This is a genomic window from Streptococcus sp. HMSC072D03, assembly GCF_001812855.1.
In the GTDB taxonomy this organism is placed as follows: domain Bacteria; phylum Bacillota; class Bacilli; order Lactobacillales; family Streptococcaceae; genus Streptococcus; species Streptococcus salivarius_D.
In genome coordinates this window covers 1-13521 of sequence record NZ_KV810660.1, presented here as the reverse complement: position 1 = coordinate 13521, position 13521 = coordinate 1, and the positions used below count along the sequence as shown (strand labels likewise).

Below are 13521 nucleotides of genomic sequence, written 5' to 3'. Positions count from 1 at the left end.
TTGATAATTGACAAGCAATTATTGCATTGTCATACCACCATCAATAGCGATGGTTTGACCTGTAAGGTACTCTTGACTAGCCAAGAAAGCCGCAACTTCAGCAACTTCATCTGCTTGACCAATACGTTTCATTGGCACTTGAGCAATCATGGCATCTTTCATCTTCTCTGGAATTGCATCAGTCATATCTGATTCAATGAAACCAGGGGCAATAGCATTGACACGAACACCACGAGCCGCAACTTCACGAGCAACTGATTTTGTAAAACCAATCAACCCAGCTTTTGAGGCAGCATAGTTAGCTTGTCCAATATTTCCCATGAGTCCTACAACAGATGACATATTGATGATGGCTCCTTGACGAGCTTTAGACATTGGTTTTAAGACAGCTTGTGTCATATTGAAGGCACCAGTCAAGTTGATTTTCAAGACACGTTCAAAATCTTCTTCAGTCATCTTCAACATCAACTTATCGTTAGTGATACCAGCATTATTAACTAGCACATCAACACTACCAAGTTTGTCAATGGCTTCTGCCACCATACGTTTAGCATCCTCGCCATTAGAAATGTCACCAGAAATACCAACAACAGTTACACCATAGTCTGCAAACTGTGCAAGCAAGTCCTCAGAAATTTCAGAACGTCCATTTAGGACAACGTTGGCACCAAGACTAGCAAACTTATGTGCCACAGCTAATCCAATTCCACGTGTTGAACCTGTTACAAAAACATTTTTATTCTTAAGTTCCATGTTTACCTCGTTTTAAGCATTAAGAAGGGCATCAAGACTAGCTTGATCTTCAACATTATGAGTCGGAAGAGTTTTGTCAATCTTCTTCAAGAAACCTGACAAGACCTTACCTGGACCAATCTCAATCACTTCATCTACACCAAATTCTTGAATAGTCGCGATTGAATCGTAAAAACGTACAGGTTCCATCACCTGACGAGCCAAAAGTGCCTTAACATCTTCTGACTTCATGATTTGAGCTTCAGTATTACCTACCAAAGGAAGCTTAAAGTCAGTGAATGACACTTTCTCAAGTTCTGCTGCCAATTTTTGACTAGCTGATTCAAGTAAAGCTGTATGGAATGGACCTGAAACATTAAGAGGAATCAGACGTTTAGCACCAGCTTCTTTTAGCAATTCCACAGCATAATCAACAGCCTCAACTTCACCACCAATAACAATTTGTGCTGGAGTATTATAGTTAGCAGGCGTTACTACACCCTTTTCAGATGCTTTTTGACAGATTTCTTCAATCAAACTTGGATCTGTATTCATGACTGCAACCATTTTCCCACTTCCAGCAGGAGCCGCTGTTTCCATGAATTCTCCACGTTTAGCAACCAAGGCTACCGCATCCTCAAATGAGAGTGCTCCAGCCGCAACTAGGGCAGAATATTCACCCAAAGAGAGGCCGGCAACAATATCAGGAGTGATACCATTTTCTGCCAAAAGGCGATAAATGGCTACTGACGTTGTCAAAATAGCTGGTTGAGTATAGCGTGTCTGATTAAGTTTTTCTTCGTTAGAATCAATCAATTCACGCAAATCATAACCTAGAATACGACTAGCCGTATCAAATGTCTCTTTGACAACGGGATAAGTCGCATACAAATCGCTCGCCATGCCCAATTTCTGAGCCCCTTGACCAGCAAATAAGAACGCACGTTTTGTCACTATCCTAATCCTTTCGACGTTTTTAGACGTTTACATCTGCCCAACGAGCAGCTTCTTCTTTAATCACCTTGGCAGCACCTGTGTAAAGGTCTTCCAAGATTTCTGCACATGTTTCTTCTTTACGAACAAGACCTGCAATTTGTCCAGCCATAACTGAACCATACTCCACATCTCCATCAACAACAGCGTTACGAAGGGCACCCGCACCAAGCTCTTCAATTTCCTCTTGAGTCTTCTTACCAGCCAAGAAATCTTTTTCAGCTTGGTTATATTCTGTAGCCAATTTATTCTTAATCGCACGAACAGGGTGTCCAACAACTGAGGCTGAAATAACAGTATCAATATCTTTAGCCTTCAAAATCTTATCTTTGAAGTTTTGGTGTGCATTAGATTCCTTAGCAACAGCGAAACGCGTACCAACCTGAACAGCTTCTGCTCCAAGCATAAGAACAGCAGCCATACCACGTCCATCAGCAACACCACCAGCACCAATAACTGGGATAGATACCGCATCCGCAACCTGGCGAACAAGAGCCATAGTTGTCAATTTACCGATGTGACCACCAGCTTCCATACCTTCTGCGACAACAGCATCCGCTCCAAGTTTTTCCATACGTTTAGCGAGTGCTACCGATGGAATAACTGGGATTACTGTAATTCCAGCTTCGTGGAAACGCTCCATATATTTACCTGGATTTCCGGCACCTGTTGTAACAACCTTAACGCCTTCTTCGATAACGAGGTCGACGATGTCATCTGCAAATGGTGACAAAAGCATGATATTAACACCGAATGGTTTGTCAGTGATTTGTTTTACTCTATCAATATTAGCTTTTACCACTTCTTTAGGGGCATTACCACCACCAATAATTCCGAGTCCACCAGCATTTGAAACGGCTCCAGCCAAGTCGCCATCAGCAACCCAGGCCATACCACCTTGGAAGATTGGATATTTAATTCCTAACAGTTCTGTAATACGAGATTTCATTTTTCACCTTTTTTCGATTTTCTAATCAAATAAATAGTTTAATAATCAAAGTAATTGTATAAACAAAGGAGAATATCCCCAATAAGAATATTCTCTATGTCCTGCTTATTTAGTTTTTTCTTCTACGTAAGCAACAAGGTCACCAACAGTGTTAAGACCTTCTTCAGTTTCGATTTGGATATCGAATTCATCTTCGATTTCTGAGATAACTTGGAACACGTCAAGTGAGTCAGCGTCAAGTTCGTCAAAAGTAGTTTCTACTTTTACTTCTTCTGCATCTTTCCCAAGTTCTTCAACGATGATTTCTTGTACTTTTTCAAATACTGCCATTTTAATTTCTCCTTTAAGATAAATATATTCTTATAATCTATGCTGGTGCATAATTTATATAACTAGATTTTAACAATAAGACTGCCCCATGTCAAACCCCCACCAAAACCTGATAAAAGAATTGTTTGACCGCTGTCTAATTTTAAGGTCCCATTTGCCACGTATTCAGAAAGCAAAATCGGGATACTTGCCGCACTGGTATTACCGTAAGACATCATGTTTGCCAAGAATTTATCACGACTAACATTGATTTTCTTAGCCATAATATCCAAAATACGAATATTAGCTTGATGAAGAAGGAAGTAATCAGGTTCACCTTTTTCTTCAACCAAAGCCTTAATGCTCTTTGAAACTGTCTTAACGGCAAAATCAAAGATTGCTTTCCCATCCATTTGCATATAGGGATTAGGCTGATCAGACTCATCTGAATAAGGCGAGATAACTGCAGAGGCTCCTGACTCAAGACCACCCTTGCTACCATCGGTATTTAAAGATTCTCCGAAGAAATGTTCTTCTTCAGTTTCTTCCAAAAGGACTCCGCCAGCACCATCTCCAAAGAGGACAGCTGTTGTACGGTCAGACCAGTCTAAAGTTTTAGAAAGGACTTCAGCACCAATAACTAAACCTTTTTTGTAGACACCTGACTTAATCAATTTTTCTGCTGTTGCCAGAGCAAAGACGAAACCACTACATGCTGCAGTAATATCAAAAGCAAAAGCATTGACTGCACCAATTACTCCTTGAACTCGAGCCGCTACTGACGGCATAGAGCTATCCGGAGAAATCGTTGCAACTAAAACAAAGTCTAGCTCCTCAGGCGATAATCCTGATTTTTCTAATAGCTGATGGGCAACATTGGTAGCTAAATCACTCGTGTTCTCATTCAATGAGATGCGACGTTCCTGAATACCTGTGCGTGAGCGAATCCACTCGTCGCTAGTATCCATGATTTTTGATAGGTCATCATTAGTCACGACCTGAGCAGGTGCATAATGGGCAACCTGACTAATTTTTGCAAATGCCATTATTTCAACTCCTCAAGAAAGGCGTGGAGATTTTCCAATCCCTTGCTCATAACCTTCAATTCCTCGTCGTTAAAGCCTTCCGTAATCCTCATCACCATTGATTTATGAAAACGACGGTGAAGACGATATACCAAACGACCCTTTTTAGAAAGCGATAGATGGACCACACGACGGTCAACTGATGAACGCGTACGGACAATATAACCTTTCTTTTCAAGTTTATTGAGAGAAGTTGTTACAGTACCAAGAGTTAACATGAGTTCTTTAGCTACTGCACTTGGTGTCGTATCTGGATGTGTACCGATCACATCAATGGTATGCATTTCCTTGAGGGAAACATCGTTAAATTTTGAATTCTTTAAACTTGCTTCTTCGATAATAACTACGTTATTAAAAATATCAACAAGATAGCCATCAATTTTGTCGTAATTCACACCAGACTCCTTTCAATAAAACTTTGACTTTCAAATTATATCAGACTCAAACTAAATTCGCAAGCCCGATTAAAAAACTTTAGTTTTTCTTTTAGAAAATGTGGTTATTTTCCTTGGAATTTAGGTCGACGACGCTCACTATAAGCACGTACCCCTTCTTTGAAGTCCTCAGTGAAGGCAAGAGATTTTTGCAAATCAAGTTCCAACTTAGCGTAATTTTCCCATCCTGCGAATTCAGATTCCCAAACCATTTCTTTAATGGCTTTAAAGGAATTCACTGAAGAGCGGTTCAATTTTTTAATCAATTGACTCACAGTTTTTTCAAGTTTTTCTGACTCAACAACTTTGTAGGCAATTCCCCAGTCCAAAGCTTTTTCAGCTGATACTGGCTCTCCTGTCATGGTAATTTGAGTCGCACGGTTAATACCGATTGAACGTGTCAAAAGGTAGAGACCTCCAGCGTCAGGTGCCAAACCAACACCTACAAAAGCTTGGATGAATTTAGCTTTATCAGATGCAATCGTAAAGTCAGCAGCAACAGCTAAGTTAGCCGCAGCACCTGCACATGGGCCATCAACTACCATGATGACTGGCTTAGGCAATTTTTTAAGAGCAAAAGAAATTTCATTTACCTGCTCAGCAATACGAACCAAAGACTGTACATCATCTACAGCAACCGCTTTTTGCATTTGATCAAGGTCACCACCAACAGAAAAGACTTTCCCATTAGCATTGATTACCAAGAATTTTACTGACGCATCTTGTTTAGCTTCCTCAATTGTAGCCATAATCTCATCACAAACTGGAATATTAAACCCATTTTGCACTTCTGGACGATTAAGTGTTAAAGTTGCTACTCCATCTTCAACACTATAAAGAATTGTTTCGTAAGCCATTTTTTGCATTCCTCCGATAACTAGTTCCTATATGAAAACCGTATGTTCTTTATATTTTTATCACAATTTTATTTGATGAATAGATAATTTGATTATCAAATCATTCATCGTTATTTTCTAGTATACCATAGTCCATCTAAAGGTCAACAGAAACTTAGAGTTTTTTAATTTGATACATCAAAACACCGAGTTCTACAACTCGGTGTCACTTCTATTTTAATAAATCTAAAACATCTATAAGGTTATCCAACAAGCCTTTAGCTGCACCTTGATCCATACCAAAACGATTATCTTTAATAGCCCAAACCTCAACACCTGCAGCGACTCCAGCAGCAATCCCCTTTTCGCTATCTTCGATAATCAAAGCCTGATTTGCTTCCACATTCAAATGCTTCAATGCTGTCAGATAAATCTCTGGATTGGGTTTACTCTCTTTAAATTCTTCTCCTGAGAGAACCACATCAAAGAAACAATCCAAACGGTTTTCCTCCAAAGCTCTAAGGATATCTGCCTTCACTGAGCTAGAAGCCAAACCTATTTTCAACCCTCGAGATTTCACTTCATTCAGGACTTTCAAAACATCAGGAAAGATTAATTCTTTATAGGGTAAGGGGTTGTCTTGTTTATAAGCATTATACTCTTCTTGTAAAATTGGCACATCCCAGTTATCATAGTCATCTCTGAGAATATTTTCCCAAACTTGCTTGGTATTTCCACCTATAAAGAAAGACGGGGGTAAATGGTCGATTGAAATTCCCTTTTGAGCTAAGAAACTTGCACGTCGATCATAATAATATTTTTCAGTGTCAAAAAGGACACCATCCATATCAAAAATAATTGCCTCTACCACGGGACATCCTCCTTTTCTTCCCTTATTGTACCATAATCAGACTAAATCTTACTCGTTTTTAAAAACAATGTGACAAATTGTCAGAATTTTGCTATAATTGTAGAGTAATTTAAAATTTTTGGAGTAACTATGAAAGTCATCAAATTCGGTGGAAGCTCACTTGCTTCAGCCACACAATTAGAAAAAGTCTTAAACATTGTAAAATCTGACCCTGAACGTCGCTTTGTCGTTGTCTCTGCCCCAGGTAAACGTAACGATGAAGATACCAAAGTCACAGACGCCTTGATTAAATACTATAAACACTACACAAAGGGTGTTGATGTCAAAGCTGACCAAGAATGGATTATTAACCGCTACCAAGCTATGGTCGATGAGCTAGGCTTCAAATCAACAGAAATGACGAAGATTGCTAAATCTATCAACGATCTTGCCACTCTTCCGATTGAAGACAATGATTTCCTTTATGATACTTTCCTAGCTGCAGGGGAAGATAATAACGCAAAATTAATCGCTGAATATTTCCGTAATAACGGTATTGAAGCACGTTACGTTCACCCTCGCCAAGCTGGTATTTTTGTCTCAAGCGAACCTGGGAATGCTCGTATCCTTCCAGGAGCTTATGACAAGTTGGAGGAGCTTCGTGAATCAGATGAGGTTCTTGTTATCCCTGGTTTCTTTGGTGTTACCCCTGATAATCAAATTTGTACTTTCTCACGTGGTGGCTCTGATATCACAGGTTCTATCGTTGCAGCTGGAGTTAAGGCAGACTTATATGAAAACTTCACAGATGTAGATGGTATTTTCGCAGCCCATCCTGGTGTCGTTCATGAACCACATTCTATTCCTGAGTTAACTTATAAAGAAATGCGTGAGTTGGCTTATGCTGGATTCTCAGTTCTTCATGATGAGGCTCTACTGCCTGCCTATCGTGGTAAAATTCCATTGGTTATTAAAAATACTAATAATCCAGACCATCCTGGCACACGTATTATTCTTGAACATAAGGGTGCAACAGTTCCTGTCGTGGGTATCGCAAGTGATGATAAATTCGTCAGCATCAACATGACCAAATACCTCATGAACCGTGAAGTTGGTTTCGGACGTAAAGTCCTCCAAATCTTGGAAGATTTAAACATCCGTTGGGAACACATGCCTTCTGGAATCGATGATCTTTCAATCATTATTCGAGAACGTGAACTTACCCCAATCAAAGAACAAGAAATCCTTTCATACTTAACTCGTGAACTCGGTGTTGATGAAGTTGAAATTGAACATGGCCTTTCAATCCTCATGATTGTTGGTGAAAATATGAAAGACCACATCGGTGTTACAGCGACAGCAGCTAAAGCGCTCTCTGAAAAACATATTAACCTAGAAATGATTTCTCAAGGTTCTAGTGAGGTTTCTGTTATGTTCGTAATTGAAACTGAGCAAGAAAAAGCAGCCGTCAGAGCTCTTTACGATGCCTTTTTCCGTAGTGACAACTAATCTAAAAACCTATCTCCTCAAAGGGATAGGTTTTTTCTTTATGAGAAAAACTGAGCTAGCTCTCATGATATCTACTCCAATAGCCAATTCATTGATCAATTATGCACAGCTATTGCAAACCAAAAAACACTAACTTTCGTTAGTGCTTTTTTTTACAAGATGTTTTCGTAAGTTTCACGAACGGCATCTGGCCAAACTGAAGTTTGAACCTCACCAATATGTTTCTTACGAAGCAAGAACATAGCCATACGTGATTGACCAATACCTCCACCAATTGTTAGTGGGAAAAGGCCATGTAACAAGGCTTGGTGCCAATCCAATTTCAAACGATCTTGGTCGCCAGTAATTTCAACCTGACGTTTAAGGGCATCTTCATCAACACGAATACCCATTGATGACAATTCAAAAGCATGTCCTAATTGTTCGTTCCAAACCAAGATATCTCCATTCAAACCATGGTAACCATTCTCAGACTCAGTTGTCCAGTCATCATAGTCAGGTGCACGGCCATCATGTGGTTTTCCATCAGGAAGAACACCACCGATACCAATCAAGAATACAGCACCATATTCTTTGGTAATAGCATCTTCACGCTCTTTTGGTGTCAAATCAGGGTACTTCTCAACAAGCTCTTCTGAATGGATGAAGGTAATTTTCTTAGGTAAAATTGCTTCAATATCGTAACGTGCTTCAACTGCTAGCTCAGTCAAACGAATAACCTTATAAATGGTTTCAACAGTTTCTTTCAAATAAGCGATATTACGATGTCCGTCAGGAATAACTTTTTCCCAGTCCCATTGGTCAACGTAAACAGAGTGCGTTGCATCCAATGAATCTTCATCTGGACGAAGAGCCTTCATATTAACCACGAGCCCTTCACCTTCATTGAAACCAAAACGAGCCAAAGTATGGCGTTTCCATTTTGCTAATGAGTGAACAACTTCGTATGTTGCGTCAGGAATCTGAAGCACATTAACAGTTACAGGATTCTCAATACCGCTCAAATTATCCTGCATACCATCCCCGACCTTACTCAAAATAGGCCCTTGCACTTCAACGACGTCAAGTTTATCAATCAAATACTGTGTAAAAGTATTCTTCACAAAAGAAATTTCCTCTTGTTGATGAATGAAGCTCTTTTTCATACGCTCCTCCTTTAAAAAATCGATAAGCCTATTATACTCCTATTTTTCAGAAAAATAAAGAAATTTTCCAACAATTTTGAAAATTTCTTGTTTTTTATGTTAGGTTTTATCACATTTTCTTAGTTAGCTTCACAACTGCTTCTGTTCGAGCCGTATGAGGAAACATATCTACTGACTGGATATAATTAACATCATAAACTTTAGCCAAAGAAACTAGGTCTCTAGCCAAAGTAGATACATTACATGAAACATATACCATTTTTTCAGGAGTGTAGTCCAGTATCGTTTTAAGTAGCTTATCATCTAAACCAGTTCTAGGTGGATCCACAATAAGAGCATCTGCTCGATAACCTTCCTTGTACCAACGTGGAATGATATCTTCTGCTTTACCCACCTCATAGTGAGCATTTTCCAGTCCAAGTGATTTGGCATTCTTCCTAGCATCCTCAATAGCCTCAGGAATAATATCCATACCTCGAATACTCTTTACCTTATTTGCAAAAGCAAGTCCAATAGTACCAACCCCACAGTAAGCATCAATAAGATGTTCAGCCTTATCCACATCTAAAGCTTCAACGGCCTGACCATAGAGTACCTCTGTTTGTTGAGGATTCAACTGGTAAAATGCACGAGGAGAGAGCGCGAAGTTATAGTCCAATACCTCTTCTTGAATAGTGTCTTGTCCCCAAAGAATTTCCGTCTCTTGACCATAAATCTCACTGGATTTCGAATAATTATAATTGACAGCAATTGTTACGATTTCTGGAAAATTTTCCGTCAATTCCTTAACTAATTTTGTGAAAGAAACTGATTTAGAGGTTACAAAAATCAACTGAACCTGATTTGAACCCAAAGCACGTCGTATCATAACTGTCCGAATTCCAGCAATTTTGCGCTCATTATAAATTGGTAACTTGTATTTATCTAACAAATTTGTCACCTTATTCATAATGGCTTGAGTTAGCTCATCCTGAACTAGGCAATCATCAATATTAATGAGGCGATGACTCCCTTCCGCAAATAAGCCAGATTTAACTGAGCCACCAAAAGAACGGGTTTGAAATTGTAGTTTAGCTCGGTAATGTTGTGGTTGCTCCATCCCTATTGTTGGACGAATGTCATATGACTCAAAATTAGCCGGTTTAAACTTCTTCAAGGCTTGTCCTAACAAGTCAGTTTTAAACTCTAATTGCTTATCATAACGAAGATGCATTAACTGGCAACCACCACAATCTTCATAAATACTACATGCAGGTTCGACACGAAACTTAGAAGGTTTATTGATCTTTAATAATTTCGCCTGAACAAAGTTTCTCTTAACAGAAACAATCTGACAGAACACCTCTTCACCCTTCAAAGCCCCTGGTACAAAAACTAGAGTTTTCTTATAAAAACCAATGCCTTCGCCATTGATTCCCATGCGTTTTATCTTAAGCGGGATACGCTGTTTCACTTGTAAATTCATACTACCATTCTAACATTTTGATATAATAATAACTATGAAAATCACAAAAATCGAAAAGAAAAAGAGACTTTATCTCCTTGAGATAGACAAAAAAGAGAGTCTCTACGTTACAGAAGATACCATCGTTAAATACATGTTGACTAAAGAAATGATACTGGACAAAGATCAACTAGAGGATATTAAATCCTTTGCTCAGTTCTCGCATGGTAAAAACTTAGCTCTCTATTTTATTTCATTTAAACAACGTAGTGAGAAAGAAGTAAAAGATTACCTTTTTAAACATGAAATAAACCCTCATATAATTCCCAAAATTATTGATAATCTAAAAAAAGATCATTGGATTGATGATTACAAACTCCTAGAGAGTCTAGCTCAACAAAATCTGAATTCAGGTGATAAAGGGGCCTATGTGCTGAAGCAAAAATGGCTTCAAAAAGGTTGTAACAAACAAATCATTGACGATGTTTTAAGCCAATTTGATTTCTCAGAAATAGCCATTAGAGTAGCTTCAAAACTGTTACGAAAATATCAGGGAAAACTACCATCTAAAGCCCTAAAAGACAAATTAACTCAAAGCCTTATCAATAAAGGTTTTTCATTCCAAGAAAGTAAACTAGCAATCGATTATCTAGAACTTGAAGCAGATGAAGAAAATGAACAAGCCCTCCTTTATAAAGAAATTGATAAGCAATATCAAAAATTTAGTAAAAAATACGATGGTTATGAGCTTAAACAACGCTTGACACAATCTTTAGCCCGAAAAGGTTATGACTTTGATGCGATAGCATCCGCTCTAAGAGAATATTTATAGGTATTCCCCCTCTTTTCACAAAATTATGATACAATAAAGAGGATAACCCTTATTGTAGAAAGAGGACGCCATGAAATTACCAAAAGAAGGCGACTTTATCACAATTCAAAGTTATAAGCATGATGGTAGTTTGCACCGTACTTGGCGCGATACTATGGTACTAAAGACAACTGAGAATGCTGTTATTGGCGTTAACGACCACACCCTCGTTACTGAAGCAGACGGAAGACGATGGGTAACACGTGAACCTGCTATTGTTTATTTCCACAAAAAATACTGGTTTAATATTATAGCCATGATTAGGGATAACGGCATTTCCTACTACTGCAATTTAGCTAGTCCATATATTTTGGACCAGGAAGCACTAAAATATATTGACTATGACCTAGATGTCAAAGTCTTCGCTGATGGTGAAAAAAAATTGCTAGATGTAGATGAGTATGAAACACATAAAAAAGAAATGCATTACTCTCCTGATATTGACTATATCTTAAAGGAACATGTTAAAATCTTGGTAGATTGGATTAACAATGGTAAGGGGCCATTTTCACAATCTTATGTTAACATCTGGTACAAACGTTATCTTGAACTAAGGAATCGTTAAAGTTGTCATAAAAAAGACTAGTAATAATACTAGTCTTTTTTTGCACTAAAAACTAATGCTTCGGAATCTAAATCCATATTCAAAAGATAACGCCCTTCTTCAACTTGAATAAGATACCCTAATAATTCTAAAGCATCAACAAAAATATTCTTCCTTTTTTGAAGTGCATATTCCTTCCTTACGTATTTTAAAAGAAAAGTCGTAACATGTTTCAAAAAATATTCAGGATTAACATCCCCTAATATATCATATAATCTATTCTGCTCTTCCGATAATGGTAGATTTTCTCTTAATTTATAGAAATAATTTGAAATCGTAAGATCGTCTCTCGTGATACTCGTTTGTTCAATAATAACAACTTCATTAGTAGAATTACTTATCTCAGTAACAAATCTACGATTTAATAGTTCTAAATAACAAGTAGAATCATCATTAATAAAAAAATGCTGGTCTAAGTCAATTTTAGAAGAATCCGACACAAGACTAATTAATAAACGGTAACGTTTCTCGAATCGTTCGATATAGCCTTCTTTTACAAACTCCTCAATTAATTTATCGATATTCTTTTGAAAAGGAAACTGCCTTTTTATTGCTCTCAGGGTCACAGGCTGATTAAGATATAGATAATTCACTATTTCCATAAAAAAAGGTTGCTTACATAGTTTGTTTGGGTTAAATTGTATTATCATAAGAAGTATTATACCATTAATCAGAGGACTAAAAAAAAGGCCTGATGGCCTAATTTTACGCATTAAAGCTTTCAGTCAACTGAGGAACTACCTGTTTCTTACGAGAAACAGCTCCTTCAAGGAAAGCATGATTATTTTCTAAAACAAAATTGAAAGCAGCTTCAACCTTATCAGTATTTGAACCAAGTGCAAGAATTTCTGAATTAGAATTAAGAATATCAGTAATCATTAAGACAAAGTCAGAGTAACCATTGTTTTTAATTGAGTTATTAATAGCTTCTTCAATTTCCGCTTGACGAGAAAGAACATCAGAAATATCAACTGTATTAACTTGTGCAACACGAACTTGATTACCATTCAATTCAAATGTTTTTGCATCAATGTCAATGAGTTCTTCAGCAGATTTTGAAGAAAGATTAGTACCAGCTTTAAGCATAGCAAGACCATATTCTTCAAGATTAACACCAGCAATTTCTGCAAGTTCAGCTGCAACTGCAGGATCTGAAGCATGTGTAGTTGGAGATTTAAGAAGAAGAGTATCTGAAATCAAACCTGACAAAAGCAAACCAGCAACTTCCTTAGGAACTTCAACATTGTTTTCTTTAAACATACGAAAAACAATTGAAGATGCAGATCCAACAGGTTCCAATCGCATCATTAACGGATTAGCAGTTTCAAAGTTAGCAACACGGTGATGGTCGACTACCTCAATAACTTCAACGTCCTTAATATCTGAAATAGATTGTTGAAATTCATTATGGTCTGTAAGGATAACTTGATTAACTCCCTCTGATTGAGCAGACTCAACCACTCGTGGTGCTTCAACACCAAAATAATCAAGAACAAAAGCAGTTTCCTCGTTAGGAGTACCCAAAGCAACAGCTTCAGCATCAACACCAAGTTGACGTTTCAAATAAGCGTATCCAAAAGAAGAACCAATTGCATCAGAATCAGGATTTTGATGACCAAAAACAAAAACTTTAGACATAAATTCACCTCTCAAAATAGTATTATAAGCTATTATAACATATAAAAAAAAGAAACAAAATAAAAAAGAGTAACCTAAGTTACTCGAAATATAGTCCGTACGGGATTCGAACCCGTGTTACC

The 13521-nt window shown here is 37.7% G+C and carries 15 protein-coding genes; 3 read left to right on the top strand and 12 right to left on the bottom strand.

The window, feature by feature from the left end; all coding sequences use genetic code 11:
- Positions 1–18: 18 nt before the first annotated feature.
- From fabG to HMPREF2877_RS05750, 8 genes are all read right to left on the bottom strand, one after another.
- Complete coding sequence (fabG, locus tag HMPREF2877_RS05785) at positions 19–753, bottom strand: 3-oxoacyl-[acyl-carrier-protein] reductase (RefSeq protein ID WP_070579097.1); 735 nt, start codon at positions 751–753, stop codon at positions 19–21.
- A gap of 12 nt (positions 754–765) precedes the next feature.
- Positions 766–1686: an ACP S-malonyltransferase gene (gene fabD / locus HMPREF2877_RS05780; protein WP_045769288.1), complete on the bottom strand. Its 921-nt coding sequence runs from the start codon at positions 1684–1686 to the stop codon at positions 766–768.
- Between the two features lie 22 nt (positions 1687–1708).
- Complete coding sequence (fabK, locus tag HMPREF2877_RS05775; protein ID WP_002886654.1) at positions 1709–2674, bottom strand: enoyl-[acyl-carrier-protein] reductase FabK; 966 nt, start codon at positions 2672–2674, stop codon at positions 1709–1711.
- Between the two features lie 105 nt (positions 2675–2779).
- Positions 2780–3004: an acyl carrier protein gene (locus tag HMPREF2877_RS05770; protein ID WP_002885495.1), complete on the bottom strand. Its 225-nt coding sequence runs from the start codon at positions 3002–3004 to the stop codon at positions 2780–2782.
- A 62-nt stretch (positions 3005–3066) separates the two neighbouring features.
- Positions 3067–4029, bottom strand: coding sequence for a beta-ketoacyl-ACP synthase III (locus tag HMPREF2877_RS05765; RefSeq protein ID WP_045769289.1), 963 nt, complete (start codon positions 4027–4029; stop codon positions 3067–3069).
- The gene (locus HMPREF2877_RS05760; RefSeq protein WP_002885562.1) at positions 4029–4463 is read right to left on the bottom strand and encodes a fatty acid biosynthesis transcriptional regulator FabT; all 435 of its coding nucleotides are present in this window, start codon (positions 4461–4463) and stop codon (positions 4029–4031) included. The genes HMPREF2877_RS05765 and HMPREF2877_RS05760 overlap by 1 nt, the downstream gene beginning before the upstream one ends.
- A gap of 104 nt (positions 4464–4567) precedes the next feature.
- Positions 4568–5359, bottom strand: coding sequence for an enoyl-CoA hydratase (locus HMPREF2877_RS05755; protein WP_037597443.1), 792 nt, complete (start codon positions 5357–5359; stop codon positions 4568–4570).
- A 211-nt stretch (positions 5360–5570) separates the two neighbouring features.
- Complete coding sequence (locus tag HMPREF2877_RS05750; RefSeq protein WP_070579093.1) at positions 5571–6209, bottom strand: HAD family hydrolase; 639 nt, start codon at positions 6207–6209, stop codon at positions 5571–5573.
- A gap of 129 nt (positions 6210–6338) precedes the next feature.
- On the opposite strand from HMPREF2877_RS05750, the gene HMPREF2877_RS05745 reads away from it, so the two are divergent.
- On the top strand, positions 6339–7697 hold the full coding sequence (locus tag HMPREF2877_RS05745; protein ID WP_045772151.1) for an aspartate kinase: 1359 nt from the start codon (positions 6339–6341) through the stop codon (positions 7695–7697).
- Positions 7698–7849: 152 nt separating this feature from the next.
- Here HMPREF2877_RS05745 and asnA read toward each other — a convergent pair whose 3' ends face one another.
- Both asnA and rlmD read right to left on the bottom strand, forming a co-directional pair.
- Positions 7850–8842, bottom strand: coding sequence for an aspartate--ammonia ligase (gene asnA / locus HMPREF2877_RS05740; RefSeq protein WP_013990097.1), 993 nt, complete (start codon positions 8840–8842; stop codon positions 7850–7852).
- A gap of 109 nt (positions 8843–8951) precedes the next feature.
- Positions 8952–10307 carry a 23S rRNA (uracil(1939)-C(5))-methyltransferase RlmD gene (gene rlmD, locus HMPREF2877_RS05735; RefSeq protein WP_002886646.1) on the bottom strand — a complete coding sequence of 452 codons (1356 nt, stop codon included), beginning with the start codon at positions 10305–10307 and terminating at the stop codon, positions 8952–8954.
- A 34-nt stretch (positions 10308–10341) separates the two neighbouring features.
- Here rlmD and recX point away from each other — a divergent pair, with 34 nt between their 5' ends.
- The gene (gene recX, locus HMPREF2877_RS05730; RefSeq protein WP_002886645.1) at positions 10342–11118 is read left to right on the top strand and encodes a recombination regulator RecX; all 777 of its coding nucleotides are present in this window, start codon (positions 10342–10344) and stop codon (positions 11116–11118) included.
- Positions 11119–11188: 70 nt separating this feature from the next.
- Positions 11189–11722 carry a nucleoside tri-diphosphate phosphatase gene (locus tag HMPREF2877_RS05725; RefSeq protein WP_002886644.1) on the top strand — a complete coding sequence of 178 codons (534 nt, stop codon included), beginning with the start codon at positions 11189–11191 and terminating at the stop codon, positions 11720–11722.
- A gap of 29 nt (positions 11723–11751) precedes the next feature.
- Here the strand turns inward: HMPREF2877_RS05725 and HMPREF2877_RS05720 are convergent, their stop codons facing one another.
- Together HMPREF2877_RS05720 and HMPREF2877_RS05715 are read right to left on the bottom strand one after the other, a co-directional pair.
- Positions 11752–12411 (bottom strand): DUF1803 domain-containing protein, encoded by a 660-nt coding sequence (locus HMPREF2877_RS05720; RefSeq protein WP_070579121.1) that lies wholly within the window; start codon positions 12409–12411, stop codon positions 11752–11754.
- A gap of 55 nt (positions 12412–12466) precedes the next feature.
- Complete coding sequence (locus HMPREF2877_RS05715; protein ID WP_070579090.1) at positions 12467–13399, bottom strand: manganese-dependent inorganic pyrophosphatase; 933 nt, start codon at positions 13397–13399, stop codon at positions 12467–12469.
- Positions 13400–13521: the final 122 nt, after the last annotated feature.